The sequence below is a fragment of the Pseudomonas sp. efr-133-TYG-23 genome (assembly GCF_030209215.1).
Taxonomy (GTDB): domain Bacteria; phylum Pseudomonadota; class Gammaproteobacteria; order Pseudomonadales; family Pseudomonadaceae; genus Aquipseudomonas; species Aquipseudomonas rhodesiae.
In genome coordinates this window covers 89,908-107,712 of sequence record NZ_JARVSL010000019.1, presented here as the reverse complement: position 1 = coordinate 107,712, position 17,805 = coordinate 89,908, and the positions used below count along the sequence as shown (strand labels likewise).

General features: G+C 61.0%; 21 protein-coding genes. 9 read left to right on the top strand and 12 right to left on the bottom strand.

The window, feature by feature from the left end; translation table 11 throughout:
• Position 1 precedes the first annotated feature (1 nt).
• The 7 genes from QRN41_RS13220 to QRN41_RS13190 form a co-directional block, all read right to left on the bottom strand.
• A complete protein-coding gene (locus tag QRN41_RS13220) occupies positions 2-628 on the bottom strand; it encodes a response regulator transcription factor (RefSeq protein WP_094066198.1) in 627 nt (208 codons plus the stop codon).
• 257 nt (positions 629-885) lie between these two features.
• Positions 886-1,281 carry a response regulator gene (locus tag QRN41_RS13215; RefSeq protein ID WP_167417589.1) on the bottom strand — a complete coding sequence of 132 codons (396 nt, stop codon included), beginning with the start codon at positions 1,279-1,281 and terminating at the stop codon, positions 886-888.
• Positions 1,282-1,452: 171 nt separating this feature from the next.
• Positions 1,453-2,784, bottom strand: a complete 1,332-nt coding sequence (locus QRN41_RS13210) for a deoxyguanosinetriphosphate triphosphohydrolase (RefSeq protein ID WP_167417588.1) — start codon at positions 2,782-2,784, stop codon at positions 1,453-1,455.
• A gap of 71 nt (positions 2,785-2,855) precedes the next feature.
• Complete coding sequence (locus QRN41_RS13205; RefSeq protein ID WP_034137528.1) at positions 2,856-4,019, bottom strand: EAL domain-containing protein; 1,164 nt, start codon at positions 4,017-4,019, stop codon at positions 2,856-2,858.
• Positions 4,020-4,123: 104 nt separating this feature from the next.
• Positions 4,124-4,465, bottom strand: a complete 342-nt coding sequence (locus QRN41_RS13200) for a hypothetical protein (RefSeq protein ID WP_034096614.1) — start codon at positions 4,463-4,465, stop codon at positions 4,124-4,126.
• Positions 4,462-4,851, bottom strand: a complete 390-nt coding sequence (locus tag QRN41_RS13195; RefSeq protein ID WP_034096615.1) for a phage holin family protein — start codon at positions 4,849-4,851, stop codon at positions 4,462-4,464. The genes QRN41_RS13200 and QRN41_RS13195 overlap by 4 nt, the downstream gene beginning before the upstream one ends.
• A gap of 3 nt (positions 4,852-4,854) precedes the next feature.
• Positions 4,855-5,169, bottom strand: coding sequence for an ElaB/YgaM/YqjD family protein (locus tag QRN41_RS13190; RefSeq protein WP_034096616.1), 315 nt, complete (start codon positions 5,167-5,169; stop codon positions 4,855-4,857).
• A 346-nt stretch (positions 5,170-5,515) separates the two neighbouring features.
• Between QRN41_RS13190 and QRN41_RS13185 the strand changes: the two genes are divergently transcribed.
• Entirely contained in the window at positions 5,516-6,724 is a 1,209-nt protein-coding gene (locus tag QRN41_RS13185; RefSeq protein WP_167417587.1) for an ammonium transporter, read from the top strand.
• Here the strand turns inward: QRN41_RS13185 and QRN41_RS13180 are convergent.
• The gene (locus QRN41_RS13180; protein WP_123480384.1) at positions 6,711-8,441 is read right to left on the bottom strand and encodes a cation:proton antiporter; all 1,731 of its coding nucleotides are present in this window, start codon (positions 8,439-8,441) and stop codon (positions 6,711-6,713) included. The genes QRN41_RS13185 and QRN41_RS13180 overlap by 14 nt on opposite strands.
• Positions 8,442-8,607: 166 nt before the next feature.
• Between QRN41_RS13180 and QRN41_RS13175 the strand changes: the two genes are divergently transcribed.
• From QRN41_RS13175 to QRN41_RS13165, 3 genes are all read left to right on the top strand, one after another.
• A complete protein-coding gene (locus QRN41_RS13175; RefSeq protein ID WP_167417586.1) occupies positions 8,608-8,844 on the top strand; it encodes a glutaredoxin family protein in 237 nt (78 codons plus the stop codon).
• Between the two features lie 74 nt (positions 8,845-8,918).
• Positions 8,919-9,254 carry a transcriptional regulator gene (locus tag QRN41_RS13170; protein WP_167417585.1) on the top strand — a complete coding sequence of 112 codons (336 nt, stop codon included), beginning with the start codon at positions 8,919-8,921 and terminating at the stop codon, positions 9,252-9,254.
• Between the two features lie 72 nt (positions 9,255-9,326).
• On the top strand, positions 9,327-10,217 hold the full coding sequence (locus tag QRN41_RS13165; RefSeq protein WP_034096621.1) for a pseudouridine synthase: 891 nt from the start codon (positions 9,327-9,329) through the stop codon (positions 10,215-10,217).
• Between the two features lie 56 nt (positions 10,218-10,273).
• Here the strand turns inward: QRN41_RS13165 and QRN41_RS13160 are convergent, their stop codons facing one another.
• A complete protein-coding gene (locus tag QRN41_RS13160; protein WP_034096622.1) occupies positions 10,274-10,495 on the bottom strand; it encodes a YgdI/YgdR family lipoprotein in 222 nt (73 codons plus the stop codon).
• Between the two features lie 80 nt (positions 10,496-10,575).
• Positions 10,576-11,178, bottom strand: coding sequence for a molybdenum cofactor guanylyltransferase MobA (gene mobA, locus QRN41_RS13155; RefSeq protein WP_034096623.1), 603 nt, complete (start codon positions 11,176-11,178; stop codon positions 10,576-10,578).
• A 76-nt stretch (positions 11,179-11,254) separates the two neighbouring features.
• On the opposite strand from mobA, the gene moaB reads away from it, so the two are divergent.
• The 3 genes from moaB to QRN41_RS13140 all read left to right on the top strand — a co-directional run bounded on the left by moaB (position 11,255) and on the right by QRN41_RS13140 (position 14,364).
• A complete protein-coding gene (moaB, locus tag QRN41_RS13150) occupies positions 11,255-11,794 on the top strand; it encodes a molybdenum cofactor biosynthesis protein B (protein WP_034096624.1) in 540 nt (179 codons plus the stop codon).
• Positions 11,778-13,004, top strand: a complete 1,227-nt coding sequence (locus QRN41_RS13145) for a molybdopterin molybdotransferase MoeA (RefSeq protein WP_285421648.1) — start codon at positions 11,778-11,780, stop codon at positions 13,002-13,004. Before moaB ends, QRN41_RS13145 begins: the two co-directional genes overlap by 17 nt.
• A 103-nt stretch (positions 13,005-13,107) precedes the next feature.
• A complete protein-coding gene (locus QRN41_RS13140; protein ID WP_285421647.1) occupies positions 13,108-14,364 on the top strand; it encodes a hypothetical protein in 1,257 nt (418 codons plus the stop codon).
• Position 14,365: 1 nt separating this feature from the next.
• Here QRN41_RS13140 and QRN41_RS13135 read toward each other — a convergent pair whose 3' ends face one another.
• Together QRN41_RS13135 and fliK are read right to left on the bottom strand one after the other, a co-directional pair.
• On the bottom strand, positions 14,366-14,695 hold the full coding sequence (locus tag QRN41_RS13135) for an EscU/YscU/HrcU family type III secretion system export apparatus switch protein (protein ID WP_034112674.1): 330 nt from the start codon (positions 14,693-14,695) through the stop codon (positions 14,366-14,368).
• Entirely contained in the window at positions 14,692-16,269 is a 1,578-nt protein-coding gene (gene fliK, locus QRN41_RS13130; RefSeq protein ID WP_285421646.1) for a flagellar hook-length control protein FliK, read from the bottom strand. Before fliK ends, QRN41_RS13135 begins: the two co-directional genes overlap by 4 nt.
• A gap of 200 nt (positions 16,270-16,469) precedes the next feature.
• Between fliK and ccmA the strand changes: the two genes are divergently transcribed.
• Together ccmA and ccmB are read left to right on the top strand one after the other, a co-directional pair.
• Positions 16,470-17,105, top strand: coding sequence for a cytochrome c biogenesis heme-transporting ATPase CcmA (gene ccmA, locus QRN41_RS13125; RefSeq protein WP_034112678.1), 636 nt, complete (start codon positions 16,470-16,472; stop codon positions 17,103-17,105).
• Positions 17,102-17,770 carry a heme exporter protein CcmB gene (ccmB, locus tag QRN41_RS13120; RefSeq protein ID WP_034096629.1) on the top strand — a complete coding sequence of 223 codons (669 nt, stop codon included), beginning with the start codon at positions 17,102-17,104 and terminating at the stop codon, positions 17,768-17,770. Before ccmA ends, ccmB begins: the two co-directional genes overlap by 4 nt.
• Positions 17,771-17,805: the final 35 nt, after the last annotated feature.

The following is a 17,805-nucleotide window of genomic DNA, read 5'->3' as shown; positions in this document are numbered from 1 at the left end:
CTCACACTAGCGCGTTTCGTTTTGCCATCTCGATAAGTTCTACCAAGGACTTGGCTTGAAGTTTTTGCATGAGCCGCTTTTTATAGGTGCTTACTGTTTTGTTACTTAAGAACATACCTTTGGCGATTTCCTTGTTAGTCCGCCCTTGTGCAAAAAGTTGCAATACCATCAGTTCGCGATCGTTTACCGCTTTGAATAGTTCAAGTTCCTTTGAAACCGTGGTGTCCACTCCATTGGCATTCAGAGCCTGGCTGGGAAAGTAGTTGTAACCTGATAACACGGCACGGATGGCGCTGAGCAACTCGCTCAGATCCCCTTCTTTGCATACATAGCCATCGGCGCCCGAGCGCATGCAGCGGGTAGCAAACAGGGTTGGGGATTGAGCCGTCAGCACCAAGGTCTTCATTGAAGTGCTCATGGCATTGAAGCGGCAGAGCACTTCAAGCCCGTCGAGTTTTGGAATGCTGATATCCAGAATGATCAGGTCCGGTTGGCACTCACGGACCATCTGTATGGCATCGCATCCATTATCGGTTTCGCCGACTACTTTGTAGCCCTCGTGTTCCAACAACATTCGGATGGCGAGCCTTATAACCGGATGATCATCAATTATAAAAACTGTGTTCATGTTTACATTTCCGTGCAAGTGCAAATAAAGCGGGCACATTAGCTCAGAAGCGGATGCAGGAGCATGAAGCCGAGGGGGAACAAATATAAAACAGGAAAGTTCCTACATCAAAAAAGGTAAAAGCCTACTGGATGCTAAGGAATTGTGAAGCGAGATGACAACGTTTCGCCGTTCTGTAGGTTTAATCCATGCATCAGGTGCTGAGAAGGAGCAGGCAGCATGATCTTGGTCGATATATAGGGTTCCAAGTCTTGTTTTTATAAGTCAGGTAATGGGAAGAGCAACTGTGAAAGCTCTTCTTTGTTCAACGGCTTTGACAAGTAACCGAGCATGGGTAATCCACGCTCCAGCGCCTGAACATGCAACGCCGACAGCTCTGCGATGGGCAGCCCGCTGAGCAGGATGGCGGCGTTGATAAAGCGTTGACGGCTGGCGATTTCAATCAGCTCCAGACCGGGTAGATCGGGTAGGCATTGATCACACAGAAGGATGTCGAAAGGCATGTCCGCCTGGGTCATCAGATGGACGGCCTGCGCGGCGTTTTCGCACGGTGTCAGTCGCTCGAAGCCGAAGCTGCGAAGCAGGCACTGAGTGGCGAGCAGTTGAAAGGGATGGTCCTCCACCAACAGGATGCAAAGAGGGTTACTGGGCATAAAAAGTACACGATGATTCAAGCGTCGAAGGGGGGCATGTAGGAGCTGTTCGATGACTGTGCCCGGAGCGGGCGCGATTATTCCCCGTGTATCTGTGCGAATTCGATCAGGCCGCTCTGTTCCGTGTGTAGGCAGATTCTGCTCAATCGGCAGGCGGCTTGATCGGGGCGGTTATTGAGGGCTGGAGCGACCGGTCATCTCTCGTGCCATTTCAGTGGCATAGCTGTCGGTCATGCCGGCGATGAAGTCGATCATGCGCAGGAACGACGTGTGCAGCGGCCATGCCGGGTCCGGTGCGTTGTTGCCGAGCAAATCGAGAATGCGCCGGTTCTTGAAGGACGGCGTGCGCCCGCCATGTTGCTCCAGTGCGGCGCCGCAGAACGCATTCAGGAGAATTTCCAGGGTGGTGTAAGCGCCGATTTCGTGCAGCGTCTTGCGCTTGTCCTGGAAGATCTTCTTGCGCGCCATGTCTTTGGCGTCCAACACGCAGCGTTTGGCCGGACCGTGCATATGTTCGACCAGGTCGCCGGGCAGGGTGCCGGCCAGCAAAGCATCCTGCTGATCGACGAACGCGCGCGCTGCGGCGTTGGTCAGGTGCTCGATGGCCTTGCCGCGCAGGATCGCCAGTTTGCGCCGGCGTGAGTCCTGCGGCCCCAATTGACGGTAGGTTTGCGGCAGGTCGTCGCCCACCAAATCGAGCAGCAACGACTCGACTTCGGCGTACCCCAGCAAGTCCATTTCCAGGCCGTCTTCCAGGTCGATCAAGGCGTAGCAGATGTCATCCGCGGCCTCCATCAGATAAACCAGCGGGTGACGCGCCCACCGTTGGTCCTCCAGTTGCGGCAGCCCGAGTTTGTGGGCGATCTGTTCCAGGATCGGCAACTCGCTCTGGTAGCAGCCGAACTTGTGCTTCTTGTAGCCCAGGGAGTCGGCGTGGCGGGCGGTCCAGGGGTATTTGAGGTAGGTGCCTAGGGTGGCGTACGTCAGCCGCGTGCCGCCATCGAACTGGTGGTATTCCAATTGAGTGAGCACGCGAAAGCCTTGGGCATTGCCTTCGAAGTTGAGGAAGTCATTGCGCTCGGCGCTGCTCATGTCGTCCAGCCAGCCGCGGCCGGCCGCTTGTTGAAACCAGTGGCGGATAGCGTCTTCGCCTGAGTGCCCGAACGGCGGGTTGCCGATGTCATGGGCCAGGCAGGCCGACTGCACCACCATGCCCAGGTCGCTGGGATCGCACCAGTCGGGCAGGGCGCTGCGCAGGGTTTCGCCCACGCGCATGCCCAGGGAGCGGCCGACGCAGCTGACTTCCAGCGAGTGGGTCAAACGGGTGTGGATATGGTCGTTGCTCGACACGGGATGCACTTGTGTCTTGCGACCCAGGCGACGAAACGCGCCGGAGAAAATAATGCGGTCGTGGTCTTTGTGGAACGGGCTGCGGCCCAATTCTTCCGGGCTGTGCAGTGGTTTTCCTAGACGTTCGCGGGTCAGCAGGGTGGGCCAATCCAAGGCGGGTAATCTCCGTGCGGTGAATGACCCGCCCAGCTTCCCGGTTCCGCCGCGGCGGGGCAAGCGAAAATCTACAGGCCGGCGGCGTCTATATCGATTAACAGTAAGCGCTGACCGTTATCGAAGAATTGTCCGGCGGTGAGGCAGTACTGGTTGGTGGTGGCATCGCGGTAGGTCGAAGACAGCGTCAAGCGGCGCTCCTCCCACCCTTCGGCGAGCAGATGATAAAAGTACGGCCTCCACGACCAGTTGTGGCCGAGGTAGCGGCTGTCACTCTGCCAGGCGTCCTGGCGCCACTCGAAATTGGGCGTCAGTTGGGTGCCGTGGCGGTCGCACTGATAAAAGCGCAGCAGCCAGGGGAACGCAGGCAATTGCGGTAACTGGCTCAACGGTGCCTCGGCCTGGGCCCAGCTTTGCAAGATGCTCATCAGCTCGGCCATTTGCTGGCGCAACTGCATGATGCGCCCGCGTTCCGCCAACTTCTGCTGGACGTAAGCGGTGCGCAGTTGAGCAAAGCGTGGCACGAAGGCGTCGGTGGCGAACCAGTCCAACTGGGCCTGGGCAAACAAGTAACCTTGTACGTAGCGGGCGCCGCACTCCAGGGCGAAGCTCAGTTGCGCTTCGGTTTCCACGCCTTCGGCGATGATCCAGCAACCGGTCTTCTCCGCCATTTGTGCCAACGCGCGCACCACCTCGCTGCTCGGCCCGCCGCGCGCGGCCTCCTGAAACAGACGCATGTCTAGTTTGAGAATGTCCGGTTGCAACGCGAGCACTCGGTCCAACTGGGAATAGCCGGCGCCGAAGTCATCGATGGCAATCCGCGCGCCCGCCTCACGGTAGCGCGCCACCACCTCTGCCAGGCGCCTGATGTCGCCCCCCAGTTCGGTGATCTCGAACACGATGCGCTGCGGATCCACGCCGTGGCTGTGGATCTGTTTCAGGCTCGGCAACGGCTGGCCCGGACGCAGGCGGTTGATCCAGCGCGGTGAGATGTTCAGGCTCAGGAACCAGTCTTCAGGCGCCTCATGCAGCCGGCTCAGGGCGTTATCGCGCAGCTGCCGGTCCAGTCGTCGCAGAGCTACGCCGGAGGTACGCGGGTCGGCGAACAGCGGGCCTACGGACTGCAGGCGACCGTCAGCCAGGCGCAGGCGACCCAAGGCTTCCACGCCGGCAATGCGGCCGGTGGCGGTATCGATGAAAGGCTGGAAGCAGGCGAGCGGTTGCCCGTCGATCACAAGGCCTCCTTAAGAGAGGTGGCGAAAAAAAAGGCCCGACCCTCGAGAACAAGGGCCGGGCCGATTCTGTTAGCAAGAATGCAGCCAGCGAGGGCCGGCGCAGCTCAGTCTTTGCGCGAACGGCCTTGCATGGCCAGTTTGATCAACGGGATCAAACCCGCACCCAGGCGCACCAGGCGCGTCACGCTGCTGATACTGCCGCCCTTGGCGCCCTTGCCAGTGAGAAAGCCCATCAGCGTCACCGCCGCCACGCCCCACAGCGGCGCGTGCTTGATGCCCAGGTTCTCCTGCCAGTTATGCCGCATGTCACGCATCTTATGCAGGGGCGTGAGCAACTGCTGGGATTCGTGGCGGATTTCCTGGCGGTGCATTTCCATGCGCAGGCGGATCAAGGCCTTGCGCATTTCTCGCCGGGTGGTGGATTGCGGAACTTCAGTCAGGCTCATGGCAGCAGGCGCTCCCGGTCATTGGCCAACTCTTCAAGGGTGGCGTGGAACGGTGTGGATTCATCGAACACCGCGGCTTTCAAGCGTACCCCGCAGAACGCGGCGGCCAGGCTATAAAACACGCAGAGGCAGATGATCCCTGTCAGGCGGTAGCCGGTGTCCCACACCAGGATCATCACCAGGGTCGACAACCCCACCAGCAACAGCAAAGCGAACACCAGGGCCAGGCCTGCGAACAGCAGCAGGCTGACGGTGCGGGCTTTCTGTTCCTGCAACTCGATGCCGAACAGTTCGACGTGGCTGTGCAGCAAGCCTAGAACGGCCGCGCCCAGGCGTCGTGAGGTAGAACTTGCGCCCGTAGACGAGCCGCTTTCGCCGATAGACATAATTTAGCGCCTTGTAGCCAGCAGACCGATCAGAAAGCCTACGCCGGCGGCAATACCGATGGACTGCCAAGGGTTGGCCTGCACGTAATCTTCCGTTGCGGTGACCGCCGCCTGGCCGCGTTCGCGCAGGGAGTCTTCGGTCAACTGCAGGGTTTCACGGGCCTTGAGCAGGCTCTCGTGAATCTTGCTGCGCAGTTCATCGGCCTGGTCGCCGGCGAGGATAGCGGTGTCGTCCAGCAACTTTTCGGTGTCGCTGACCAGGGTTTGAAAATCCGCCATCAGTATTTCTTGAGCAGTCTTTGCAGTGGTTCTGGCCATGGGTATCTCCGTGATTGGCTGATCGGTGCGTGTGGTTTCGAGTCACCGGCGTCGGTGAAGGTTCATTGCGATTGACTGGTACAGCTTTTGCTTTGGCTTGGTGCGCGGGCCCGAGGGCCTGCGCTGAATCCGGGCGGTCAAGGCCAATGCCTTGAAAAACCTTACCCTAAAACACTCAAACCCGCGGAAAAACCCTGTCGGCAACGGCCTATCGTGATGTTCGCTGCGCTAAAGCGGTTCATGCCCCCAACAGAGGGGTGGTTCCGCCGGTTCCAATTTAGTGCGCGGATTTCTGGCTTGAACCGCTTTGGTGCTTTTTGCCCTGACTATAGGCCTGCCAGCTTCCATGGACACTCTACAAAGTGCGGTGGACACCCTCGTCCATAGCTCCAACACCCTGTTTATTCTGATCGGCGCGGTCATGGTCCTAGCCATGCACGCCGGCTTCGCGTTTCTGGAAGTCGGTACGGTGCGTCAGAAAAACCAGGTCAACGCGCTGTCGAAGATCCTCAGCGATTTCGCGATCTCGACCCTGGCTTACTTCTTTATAGGCTATTGGATCTCCTACGGCGTGAGCTTTATGCAGCCGGCGGCGGTGATCAGTGCCGATCATGGCTACGGTCTGGTGAAGTTCTTCTTCCTGCTGACGTTCGCCGCGGCAATTCCGGCGATCATCTCCGGGGGCATTGCCGAGCGTGCGAAATTCGCGCCGCAGTTGTGTGCCACCGCGTTGATCGTGGCGTTTATTTACCCATTTTTCGAGGGGGTGGTGTGGAACGGTAATTTCGGCCTGCAGGCCTGGTTGGTGAGCACTTTCGGTGCCGGTTTCCATGACTTTGCCGGCTCGGTGGTGGTGCATGCCATGGGCGGTTGGCTGGCGCTGGCGGCGGTGTTGTTGCTGGGCCCGCGCAACGGTCGCTATCGCGAGGGGCGGCTGGTGGCGTTCGCGCCGTCGAGCATTCCGTTCCTGGCACTGGGTTCGTGGATCCTCATCGTCGGCTGGTTTGGCTTTAACGTGATGAGCGCGCAGACCCTTAACGGCGTCAGCGGCCTGGTAGCGGTCAACTCGCTGATGGCGATGGTCGGCGGCACCGTGGCTGCCCTGGTGATCGGTCGCAACGACCCTGGTTTTCTGCATAACGGGCCGTTGGCCGGATTGGTGGCGATCTGTGCTGGTTCCGACCTGATGCACCCGGTGGGCGCATTGGTCACCGGTGTGGTGGCCGGCGGTTTGTTCGTGTGGTGTTTTATCGCGGCCCAGGATCGCTGGAAGATCGACGACGTGCTGGGTGTGTGGCCGTTGCATGGCCTGTGCGGCGTGTGGGGTGGGATTGCCTGCGGCGTCTTTGGCCAGACGGCCCTTGGCGGGCTGGGCGGCGTGAGCCTGGCCAGCCAGTTGATCGGCACCGCCCTCGGTGTGGCGGTGGCGTTCGGCGGCGGCCTGTTGGTGTACGGCGTGATCAAGCGCGTGCACGGGCTGCGTCTGAGCCAGGAGCAGGAGTACTACGGCGCGGACCTGTCGATCCACAAGATCGGTGCGGTCAGTCAGGATTGATCGGCGCCTCATCGTTGTCGCTGGGCGGTGCGTGAAAGCCGTGCAGCAGGCGATAGCGGTTTTGCCGCACTTCATCAACGCGCGCCTGCACCTGTTGATCCGGCAGGCCCAGCAGGAGCAAGGCGTGGGAGGCCAGCATCAGGCTCGACTCCAATAACTCGGGCACCACTTCAGTGGCGCCCGCCGCTTTCAATTCGGCCCACTGGCTATCATCGCGGGTGCGCACCAGGATCGGCACCTGGGCGTTGATACGGCGCGCCTCTTTAAGCACCACCAGCGCGACATCGCTGTTATCTACGGCAATCACCACCAATCGCGCGCGCTCTATGCCCACTGCGCTGAGCAGGGCGCCGCGCCGGCAGTCGCCGTAATGCACGCTGCTGTCTTCGGTCGCCGCTTCCTGAACCCGTTCCGGGTCATCATCCAGAGCGATGAATGCTTGTTGCTCGCGACGCAGAAAGCGCCCGATGGACTGGCCGACACGCCCGTAACCGCAGATCACCGCATGGTTGCGCAGCTGCGCATTGAGCGCGGTGATGGTCTCCAGTTGAACCTGCTGATTGGGTTTGCGATGCAGGCGCAGGGCGATGGCCGGCGCGGCGCGCAATAGCAGGGGGGTGAGCAGCATCGAGCAAAACGTTGCGGCGAGCAGCAGACCGTTGAATTGGTCGGGGATCAGCCGGCTCTGCTGCATCTGTGCCATCAAGGCGAAGCAGAACTCGCCGCCCTGAGCCAGGGCCAGGCCGCTGCGCCAGGCGGTTTCCATGTCGCTGCCGCGCAGTTTGACCAGCAGCGCGACCACGCAGCCCTTGATCAGCATCAGCGTGAGGGTCATGCCGAGAATCAGCAGGCTGTGGCTTAGGAACAGTTGCAGGTCGATCAGCATGCCGATGCTGACGAAAAACAAGCCCAGCAGGATGTCGCGAAACGGTCGGATATCTGCTTCGATCTGATGGCGGTAATGGCTTTCACCCAGCAACATCCCGGCCAGGAACGCGCCCAGGGCGGGGGAGAGGCCGAGCAAATGGGTGAGCCAAGCGGTCAGCAGCACAATCACCAAGGCCAGCAACACAAACAGCTCCGCCGAGTGGGACGCGGCGACCTCACGGAACAGGCGCGGCAACAGCCAGCGGCTGGCAAGCAGCAGGCCGATAAACAGCACCACGGTCTTGCCCAAGGTCAACGGCAGCGCCAGGTACCAGGCCTGATCGCTGCTGCCGGCGAACACCGGCACCAGCGTCAGCAGTAACACTGCGACCACGTCCTGAAACAGCAACACGCCAATCGCATTCTGGCCATGGCTGCTGAAAATCTCGCCAAGGCTGCCCAACTCCTTGCTGACGATGGCCGTGGACGACAGCGCCAACCCCGCGCCGAGCAACAGCGCAATTCCGGGCGCCACCCCCAGTAGCATCAATGTGGCCCCCAGCAGCGCGCCGCACCCCAATACCTGCAAGCTGCCCAGGCCAAACACCACATGGCGCAGGGCGAGCATCTTGTTCAGGGAAAATTCCAGGCCCAGGGAAAACAGCAGAAACACTACCCCCAGCTCGGCGAGATCGGGCAGCTCTTCGCTATCGTTCACCCAATCCAGCGCGGTGGGCCCCACGGCCAGGCCTACGCACAGATAGCCCAACACGGGCGGCAATTGCAGCCGGCGAAACAGGGCGATCACCACCAGGGATGACGCCAGAATGATCAGCAGGTTGGCGAACACAAACCTCTCCGTTACAGGGTCAGCGGACAAAAAGCCGCGAGAATGGCTGAATCAGTTATAGGCCATGGTGACTTGGGTCAGGTCTTTTTGGGGGGCATGCACAACTCGCCACCCTCGGTAAGCAGGCTTAGAATGACCCACCTTATTCTGATCAGGCCCATTCGTCATGCTTCCTGAATGCCAGCTGTTCGGCACCCTGGGTTGCCACCTGTGTGAGATTGCCGAAGCCGAAATCATGCCGCTCGTCGAACATGGGTTGCAGGTTGAGTTGGTGGATATCACCGATCCCGAGGACTTGACCGAGGTCTACGGTCTACGGATTCCGGTGCTTCGACGGGCAGACACGGGCGCGGAACTGGACTGGCCCTTCGACACCGACCAGGTGGTCGCCTTCGTTCTCTGACGTCATGGCGATGGCGGGTTTCCAAATATTACGCTACTGTATGTTTGTACAGCGATGGAATAGAGGGAACGCCCGTGGTGAATGTTGAACAACTGAAAAGCAGCGTCAATCGCATGTCCGCCGACATCGTGCGCGATGCGGTGAACGAGCTGCGCCTGGACGGTCTGGTCACGGAAGGTAAGACGCCGTTCAACAAAGTGCATTTCAATACCTGCTTTGCCGAGATCGAAGCGCTGTTTCAGCGTGCCGGCTATCACAAGCAGTTGGACGTGGTGGGTTACCAAGGCTTGCTGTACGCCCTCTACGATCCGGGGCGTTGGGAGGCGGTGGACGTGTTGCGTTGGCTCAAGGAATTCACCGAAGCGGCCAGTGCCTCGCCGACCCTGCGCGCTGAATTAGCCAAGGCCTGAGATCCGCCCTAGGCTCGATCCCGCTCCATGCGGGATAATGCCCGCCGGTTTTCCCAGGCTTCGAGCGTCTTCATGTCCACTTCCGGTTTTTCCGCGTCCCAGCACCAGGCCAGCACCTTGTATCTGCCACCGGGCCCTTGGGCTACGGTGCTGGACTGTCTGTGCACGCACTTCCCCGCGATCAGCCGCGAACACTGGTTGGACCGCATCGCTCGCGGTCGCGTGCTGGACATCAATGGCGACCCCATCCAGCAAGACCTGGCCTACAGGGAAGGCCTGTGCATCTACTATTTTCGCGAGGTGCCCAACGAAAAGGTCATCCCGGTGCAGGAAACTATTCTGTATGCCGACGAACACTTGGTGGTGGCCGATAAACCGCACTTCCTACCCGTGACCCCGGCCGGCGAATACGTCGAACAGACGCTGTTGCGCCGCCTGATTCGTCGCCTGGACAACCCGTCGCTGGTGCCCCTGCATCGTATCGACCGGCACACCGCGGGGCTGGTGCTGTTCTCGGCCAACCCCCACAGCCGCGCGGCGTATCAGCAGCTGTTTCCTACGCGCAAGATCGATAAATTTTACGAAGCCATTGCCCCCGCGCTGCCGGATCTCACCTTTCCCTTGGTGCACAAAAGTCGTCTGGTGGACGGTGAACCCTTCTTTCGCATGCAGGAAGGTCCCGGCGTCAGCAACACCGAAACCGCGGTGGAGGTTCGCGAAAAACATGGCGAGCTATGGCGCTACGGCCTGTTCCCGGTCACCGGCAAGAAGCACCAGTTGCGCGTGCACATGACCGCGCTGGGGGCGAGTATCTGCAATGACCCGTTCTACCCCGACGTGCTCAAGGACGCCGTGGACGACTACGCCAACCCACTTAAACTGCTGGCCCAGGGTGTGCGTTTTGTCGACCCGGTTACCGGCCAGACGCGCGACTTTCGCAGCCGCATCACCCTCGATTGGTGAGCGCCGGAAACGACAAGGCCCGCGCGAGGCGGGCCTTGTGGGCAAACGTTTAAGACTTACAGGTCTTTAACGGTGCGAACCTGGTCTTTATTGATACGGGTGTGCTTGCCGTCCAGCTGTTCGAATTCGTAGAAGCCCGAATCTTCATCGTATTTCGGGGTGTCGACGGCCTGGATTTCACGACCGTCATTCAGGGTGATCACGGTAGGCGAGGCGCAACCGGCGAGGGTAGCGAGGCCCAGGGCGAGCATGAAAGCGGCGATGGTCCGTTGAGTCATGGGTGTGTCTCCAAGAGAATTCTTTGAAATTGCTGACCTTGTGACGCGTAAGGCGTCGCCAAAGTTCCTTGTACGAAAGTTCATTCTGACACGTCAGACTTCTGGTGCAACAGTTCGGGTGTGTTCAAGTTGGCCAGGCGTGGATCATTCGCCGGGCATTCCAGGCCCACGCCACCCAGTTGCAGGAGGATCTTGCGCGGGCTGCGCTCGCCAGCGTGCCAGGCTTGTTCTACCGCGTTCCTGAGGTGCGTTGGGATGATGCAGATCAAGGGTTCCCAGAATTCCCCATGGCGCACCATCACCGGCGACTGCGGGGTGCGTCGGGCCGTGTCACGCAGGTCGGCGAGCAGGCGCGCGTCGATATGCGGCACATCGCAGGGCAACACCAGCAAATGCTCATGGCGCGCGGCGGCGAGGCCGGCGCGGATACCGGCGAGCGGCCCGGGGAAGTCCGCGCTATCGTCGTTTACCAGGTGATCGGCGTATGCCGCGTAACGGTCTTGGTTGCGGTTGCAGGAGATGATCAAGTCGTCGGTCAGCCCGCGCACCAAGCCCTGCAAGTGCGCGATCAGCGGCTGGCCGCGCCAGGTTAGCAAGCCTTTGTCCTGGCCGCCCATGCGTTGGCCGCGGCCACCGGACAGCAATAGAATCGAACAGGGCAAAGGGCACGAATCAAAGGACATGGTGGTTCCGCAGCGGCAAGCAAAGGAGGGCCTGTGATATAACACCGGGCTGTTCCTTCGACAACCGGACCGTGCCATGAAAGCCAAGGTTGATGCGCCTTTTGTACCCCTGAATATCGCTGTATTGACCGTCAGTGACACCCGCACCCTGGATACCGACACCTCGGGCCAAGTCTTCGTCGACCGTCTGACCGCCGCCGGCCATCGCCTGGCCGAGCGCGTGCTGCTCAAGGACGATCTCTACAAGATCCGCGCCCAGGTTGCCCACTGGATCGCCGAAGACGTGGTGCAAGTGGTGTTGATCACCGGCGGCACTGGCTTTACCGGCCGCGACAGCACCCCCGAAGCGGTGAGCTGTCTGCTGGACAAGCAGGTCGACGGCTTCGGTGAGCTGTTCCGCCAGATCTCCGTGGCCGATATCGGCACCTCCACCGTGCAATCCCGCGCGCTGGCCGGTCTGGCCAACGGCACCCTGGTGTGCTGCCTGCCGGGCTCCACCAATGCGGTGCGCACCGGTTGGGACGGCATCCTCGCCGAGCAGTTGGACAACCGCCATCGCCCGTGCAACTTCGTCCCGCACCTCAAACTGGCTGAACCTTGTGAATCCCGTGGGTAAGCCCGGCAAGGCCGGCGCCCTCATGCCGGTAGAGCAGGCGCTGCAACAGCTGCTGGACCTGGCCGACGCCACGCCGATTCGCGAGCAGGAGACGTTGCCCCTGGCCGGCTGCGACGGTCGCGTACTCGCGCATGCGCTGATCTCCACCCTCGACCTGCCGCCCTGGCCCAACAGTGCCATGGATGGCTACGCCGTGCGCCTCTCTGACTGGACCGGCGAGCCGCTGGTGGTTAGCCAACGTATCTTCGCCGGTCAGGCGCCGCAGCCCATGGCGGCAGGAACCTGCGCGCGGATTTTCACCGGTGCGCCGGTCCCCGCCGGCGCCGATTGCGTGGAGATGCAAGAAAACGCCGTGGTCCACGCCGATGAACGGGTGAGTTTCAGCGAACCCCTGCGCACGGGCCAGAACATCCGCCCCCAGGGCCAGGAAACCACCGTCGGCGAAACCGTGCTCGACGCGGGCACGCGCCTGGGGCCCATCGAGCTGGGCTTGGCCGCGTCCTTGGGCTGCGATGGCCTGGCCGTGGTGCGTCGCCCGCGGGTGGCGGTGCTGTCCACCGGCGACGAGCTGATCGAACCGGGCTTGCCCCTCGGCCCGGGGCAGATCTACAACAGCAACCGCCGTGTGCTGTGCAGCTGGCTGGCGCGGATGGGCTGTGACGTGATCGATGCCGGGATTCTGCCTGACGACCTGGAACAGACCCGTGGGCGTCTGGCCGGGTTGGGCAGCGTAGACCTGATCCTGTCCACCGGTGGCGTGTCGGTGGGGGAGGCGGACTTCCTCGGCATCGCTCTGCGTGAAGAGGGCGAGCTGGCGTTATGGAAGCTGGCGATCAAGCCAGGCAAGCCGCTGACGGTCGGCCATTTTCGCGGTGTGCCGGTGATCGGTCTGCCTGGTAACCCGGCGTCTACCCTGGTGACGTTTGCGCTCTTGGCGCGCCCGTACATCCTGCGGCGTCTAGGCGTATTCGACGTGACACCGTTGCGCTTCGAGGTTCCGGTGGGTTTCGAATGGCCCAAGCCGGGCAACCGCCGCGAGTACCTGCGCGGGCGTATCGAGCAGGGGCGAGCGGTCATCTATCGCAACCAGAGTTCCGGCGTGCTGCGCAGCGCGGCGTGGGCCGAAGGATTTGTGGAGGTGCTGGAAGAGACCACCTTGGCAAGGGGGGATCGAGTCAATTTCATTCCCCTGAGTGAGGTACTAGGCTGACCCGCCGCCCACCGGCGCAGATTGTACAAAGAGGAAAAGTCCTATCAGCTAACCCGAGCATGCACGTTACTTTTCCAGGCTCTTGTTAACTGGAGGACTGAAAATGCTGGTTCAACCTGGGACACCCGCTAATTCTTCATCGACGGCTGTGCCGCTAGGGCTTGGTTCATCCTCTGCCTTGCCGATTGACGCAAGCAATGCGCGTGGGCTCTTGAATGAGCTGATTCGTAGGCCGCTGTCCGAGAACACTTTCTCTGAGCGGCTTGCGTGTATGCGCGCTGACCCGACTATTACCTCCTGGCAGGCACTGACCCGTGACCCCGATGGGCTGCAAAAACTTCAGGACAATGAGCGCAAAGCCTGGTCAAGTCCGGCGGCAGTCGACAAAAGCCTGCCGACGCTGGCGCAAGCGTTGACCAAAAAAGGCGTCTGGCTGCCCGAGGTGGAAAACTTCAATGTCAACATTCTGAAAAACCTGACGACCCAGGTTGCAGAAAAATACCTGGCGCAGTTCCAGTCCATCCTTCAGGACCCGGCGCCTGCGAAGGCGCGAGATGTATCAATCGTGCGCGGCGCGCCCTCAGCGGGCAAAACCACCTTTCTCAAAGACCAGTTCTCGCTCAACACCGATGCGGTTAAAAACATGATTCAGGACCGCATGCCGGGCACAGGAATGATGCAGGTGCACGATCAAGCCGTGGCGTTGGTTCAGCAGTTTTCCGCGTCCATGGAGAAGCGCCTTGCACAGCCTCTGACGCGGGATGCGTTGTATTTGTGGCCAAATGACGTCAAGCAAAAAATCACCGGCGTGACGAAAGTATCGACTGGGCCCAACCTGAATTTTCACGACATACAGGTCGACCTCACCACATTGTGCTGCCGGATTCTCAAGCGGGGTACCGATGAGGCGGTGATGAACTTCGATGTGTTGAGTCGGTTTTTCAGTGCGGGGCTGGAGCACCGGAACCAGACTATGGCATTGGTCAAAGACAATCAGTCGCTGCTCAAGGAGTATTCACTGTCAGCATGGGACGGTACGAAAAATGTGCTCGTCGCGCAGTTGGAACCCAATAGCAAAGCGATAGTGGTCAAGGATCAAGCGATATTCGACAGCCTCACCGCTCGGGATAAAGACGCGATTAAGGCGGAGATAGACCGCGTCCGCGATACCGTCATCGACACGCACTTCATTGATACCTTTACAGCACCGCTCGCCGACGAGCCTGCAAACGCGTTTCGCTCGGTGCTCAGTGCCTATATGGGGATGACATTCAAACAAGCCTTGGAGCAGCATAGCCAACGCAAGCCGGTTGTCACATCAATCGCATCGAGAGTGCTGACGGGTGTCGTCCCCGGCTGAGTCAATAGTCATCGCCACGCTCGGTCACATCCCGCTCCACCGGGCCCGCATGCGGGTCAAATCCCACCGGGAACTTGCCTTTCAATGTCCAAGCAAACGCAATGATCTCGGCAATGGTGCGATACAACTCCTCGGGAATGCTGTCGCCCAATTCCATGCGGGCCAGCAGTTTTACCAGCTCGGCGTTTTCATAGATCGGTACTTCATTTTCCCGCGCGAGCTTGAGGATGGCTTCGGCCAGGGCATCATCGCCTTTGGCGGTGAGCGTCGGCGCCTGCTGGCCGTCGTACTTGAGGGCAATCGCCTGGCGAGATGATTCGGTGGTCTTCATGCGGTTTCGTCCACCCAGCGTTGTTCCAGGCCTGTCTTGGGGCCTCGTGGCGGCGTGCCAAGGTGGCAGTCGAGGTCGCCGACGTTGATGCCCGAGGTCACCAGGCGCTCGCGCAAGCTGCCCAAATGGCTTTCGATCAGGCTCGCGGTAAACGGTCGGGTCGCCCACAGTTGGCTCGACAACTTGCCCTGGCTCAACTGCGCCTGCACCTGCAATGGGCCCAGGGGTTCCATGTCGAAGGCCAGCTCGACGCGCCAGAGCATCTGCTTGGCGTCCTTATTGGCTTTGCGTTCGGGCTGATCCTTGTCCGGCGCCGGTTCTTCACGCTGGAACTTGACCTGCAACGGCACGATGTCCTGCAGGGTGCGCATGGGGATTTCCAACTGCCAGGTGGTTTGCAGGCGGCCATCGGCCGTAGTGCCGGTTTGTTCGAGGCTCGACAACTGATGGCTCTGCAAGCGCGAGATCGCCCCGGCGGCCAGGCGCAGCAGGTTTTCCAGATCGCCTTCGCCCTCCAGCTTGCCCATCAGGCGTTCGGGCAGCGGGAAGCTTACCGGTGCCTGCCGTGCACTGACTTGCCCCAAGGTATTCAGCGGGCTGCGCACAAAGTTCGGCAGCATCTGGGCCAGGGTGTTGGCTGCCAGGATGGCATTCAGGTTGGTGCTGGCGGGCAGGGCGGGGACCAGGTCGGCGACCAACCGCAGCAGCGCACCTTTCATATCCAGGGGCGGTACCTGCGGGTTCTGCCCGGCCAGCAGTTTGGCCTCCAAAAACGCGCCGCTGTTCTGAATCACCTGGGCCAGCACTTTCGGGTTGCTCACCTGGGCCAGGTCCGGCAGGGCGGCCAGCAGACGGTCGGCGGCGGCGCGTAGGTCCGCCGAGGTACTGCCCTCACGCGGTAAGTTCTGCAACGCGTTGAACACTGCATCCAGCGAACCTTGGCGGCTTTGCTGGGTCGCCAGCTGTTGCGTGACGGCCAACTGATCCTTGAGCCCGCTCAACGGCACGAAATTCAAGGTTTGCGCGTTCTGCACCACCGCGCTGAGCAGGCTGCCGACGCGCAACGGCTGCGGGCTCTCCACGGTCAGCGTCGCGCCGGCCATGGCACTGTTGAGCACTGTGACCAGCGAGCGGTAGATCGCCGGCTGTGTGGTGCCCTGGGGCAACACCTGGGTGGTCAGCACCTTGGCCTGCAGCAGCGTGCCTTCGGGGATTTTGCTGGTATCGATGCGCGTCAGGGCGGCGACGTTGGCGCTCAACGCTTGCTGCAGACTCAAGGTCAGGTTGCCTGCAGCCGTCTGACTGACCGCCACATTGCTGCCCAGGGGCAACGGCTGTGGGCTGCTGGCTTGCACCAGGGTCTGGCGACCGCCATCGAGGGTCAGCTTGAGCAGCAACTGGAAAGCCTCGCCGCCTTGTTTGAGGGCGATGACTTCCGCATTGGCGGTTTTCCCCGGGTCGATCAGCCCTGTCTGCGGCTCCAGCAGTTTAAGCAGTGCGCCGGCCGCCGGCAGCGATGGAACGCCGCTCGCCGGGCTGGCAGGTAACGTAGGAAGGTTGATCTCACCGGTCATTGCGTGCGCCGTCTCTGGGGAAATTGCCCTCTTTAGAGTAGGGCATCGCATGTATAATGCCGCCCGTCTGCAAAGAGAGCGGTAAAAACCTCACAACTATTTGATCCAGCTCTCTAAAATCGGTCGCCAAAGCCGTTATTGTGCATTTCTCTTTAACGGCCGCTGCACCGCCGACTTGAACCGTAAAGGCCCGCGATCTTTTGACCAGCCCTCTTCTTGAAGCCGTAGCGCTTGCCTGTGAACGCGACCTGCGCCTGCTGTTCGAGCACCTCGAACTGCGGCTGGCGGCCGGCGACATGGTGCAGGTCAGTGGCCCCAACGGCAGTGGCAAGACCAGCCTGCTGCGCCTGCTGGCCGGGTTGATGCAACCTACGGCCGGTGAAGTGCGGCTCAACGGCAAGCCTCTTAATGAGCAGCGCGGCGAATTGGCGCGCAATCTGATCTGGATTGGCCATGCCGCCGGTATCAAAGATGTGCTGACCCCCGAAGAAAATCTCAGCTGGCTCACCGCCCTGCATCACCCCGCGTCCCGCGAGGCGATCTGGCAGGCGCTGGCCGCTGTCGGCCTTAAAGGCTTTGAAGACGTGCCTTGCCACACGTTGTCCGCCGGCCAGCAGCGCCGTGTCGCTTTGGCGCGCCTGTATTTGCCGGGCGCGCCGCTGTGGGTTCTCGATGAGCCTTTCACTGCCCTGGATAAGCAAGGCGTGGCCCAATTGGAAGAACACCTGGCCCGGCATTGCGAGCAGGGCGGTCTGGTGCTGCTCACCACGCACCACAGTTTGACGCGGGTGCCCGCCGGTTACCGTGAGTTGGACCTGGGGCGGTGGTCGCTATGAGTGTGTTCGCCTTGCTGGTCGCCCGCGAAGCGCGCTTGCTGTGCCGCCGCCCGGCTGAATTGGCCAACCCGCTGGTGTTCTTTGCCATCGTGATTGCGCTGTTCCCGCTGGCGGTCGGTCCCGAGACTAAACTGTTGCAAACCTTGTCGCCGGGACTGGTGTGGGTAGCGGCGCTTTTGTCCGTCCTGCTCTCGCTGGACGGGCTGTTTCGCAGTGATTTCGAAGACGGTTCTCTGGAACAGTGGGTCCTTTCGTCGCACCCCCTGCCACTTCTGGTGTTGGCCAAGGTACTGGCACACTGGGCTTTTTCCGGCTTGGCGCTAGTCTTGCTCTCGCCGCTGCTGGCGATGATGCTGGGTTTGCCCGTCGAATGCCTGCCGATCCTGCTGCTGAGCCTGTTGCTCGGTACGCCGGTCCTTAGCCTGCTGGGGGCGGTGGGCGCGGCGCTGACAGTAGGTTTGAAGCGCGGCGGGCTGTTGCTGGCGTTATTGATTCTACCGTTGTACATCCCGGTATTGATCCTCGGCAGCGGTGCCTTGCAAGCCGCGCTCATGGGCATGCCGGCAACCGGTTACCTGCTGTGGCTTGGCAGCCTGACCGCCCTGGCGGTAACCCTGACACCTTTTGCGATAGCCGCCGGCCTGAAGATCAGCGTCGGCGAATAATGAGGTCTGGCCGGGCGTTATGCCTTCGCCAGTAA

Excerpts from the sequence above, each read along its gene's own strand:
- QRN41_RS13220 (WP_094066198.1), bottom strand. The coding sequence starts at position 628 with ATGAACACAGTTTTTATAATTGATGATCATCCGGTTATAAGGCTCGCC.
- QRN41_RS13215 (WP_167417589.1), bottom strand. The coding sequence starts at position 1,281 with ATGCCCAGTAACCCTCTTTGCATCCTGTTGGTGGAGGACCATCCCTTT.
- QRN41_RS13200 (WP_034096614.1), bottom strand. The coding sequence starts at position 4,465 with ATGAGCCTGACTGAAGTTCCGCAATCCACCACCCGGCGAGAAATGCGC.
- QRN41_RS13195 (WP_034096615.1), bottom strand. The coding sequence starts at position 4,851 with ATGTCTATCGGCGAAAGCGGCTCGTCTACGGGCGCAAGTTCTACCTCA.
- QRN41_RS13190 (WP_034096616.1), bottom strand. The coding sequence starts at position 5,169 with ATGGCCAGAACCACTGCAAAGACTGCTCAAGAAATACTGATGGCGGAT.
- QRN41_RS13185 (WP_167417587.1), top strand. The coding sequence starts at position 5,516 with ATGGACACTCTACAAAGTGCGGTGGACACCCTCGTCCATAGCTCCAAC.
- QRN41_RS13175 (WP_167417586.1), top strand. The coding sequence starts at position 8,608 with ATGCTTCCTGAATGCCAGCTGTTCGGCACCCTGGGTTGCCACCTGTGT.
- QRN41_RS13165 (WP_034096621.1), top strand. The coding sequence starts at position 9,327 with ATGTCCACTTCCGGTTTTTCCGCGTCCCAGCACCAGGCCAGCACCTTG.
- QRN41_RS13160 (WP_034096622.1), bottom strand. The coding sequence starts at position 10,495 with ATGACTCAACGGACCATCGCCGCTTTCATGCTCGCCCTGGGCCTCGCT.
- mobA (WP_034096623.1), bottom strand. The coding sequence starts at position 11,178 with ATGTCCTTTGATTCGTGCCCTTTGCCCTGTTCGATTCTATTGCTGTCC.
- moaB (WP_034096624.1), top strand. The coding sequence starts at position 11,255 with ATGAAAGCCAAGGTTGATGCGCCTTTTGTACCCCTGAATATCGCTGTA.
- QRN41_RS13140 (WP_285421647.1), top strand. The coding sequence starts at position 13,108 with ATGCTGGTTCAACCTGGGACACCCGCTAATTCTTCATCGACGGCTGTG.
- QRN41_RS13135 (WP_034112674.1), bottom strand. The coding sequence starts at position 14,695 with ATGAAGACCACCGAATCATCTCGCCAGGCGATTGCCCTCAAGTACGAC.
- fliK (WP_285421646.1), bottom strand. The coding sequence starts at position 16,269 with ATGACCGGTGAGATCAACCTTCCTACGTTACCTGCCAGCCCGGCGAGC.
- ccmB (WP_034096629.1), top strand. The coding sequence starts at position 17,102 with ATGAGTGTGTTCGCCTTGCTGGTCGCCCGCGAAGCGCGCTTGCTGTGC.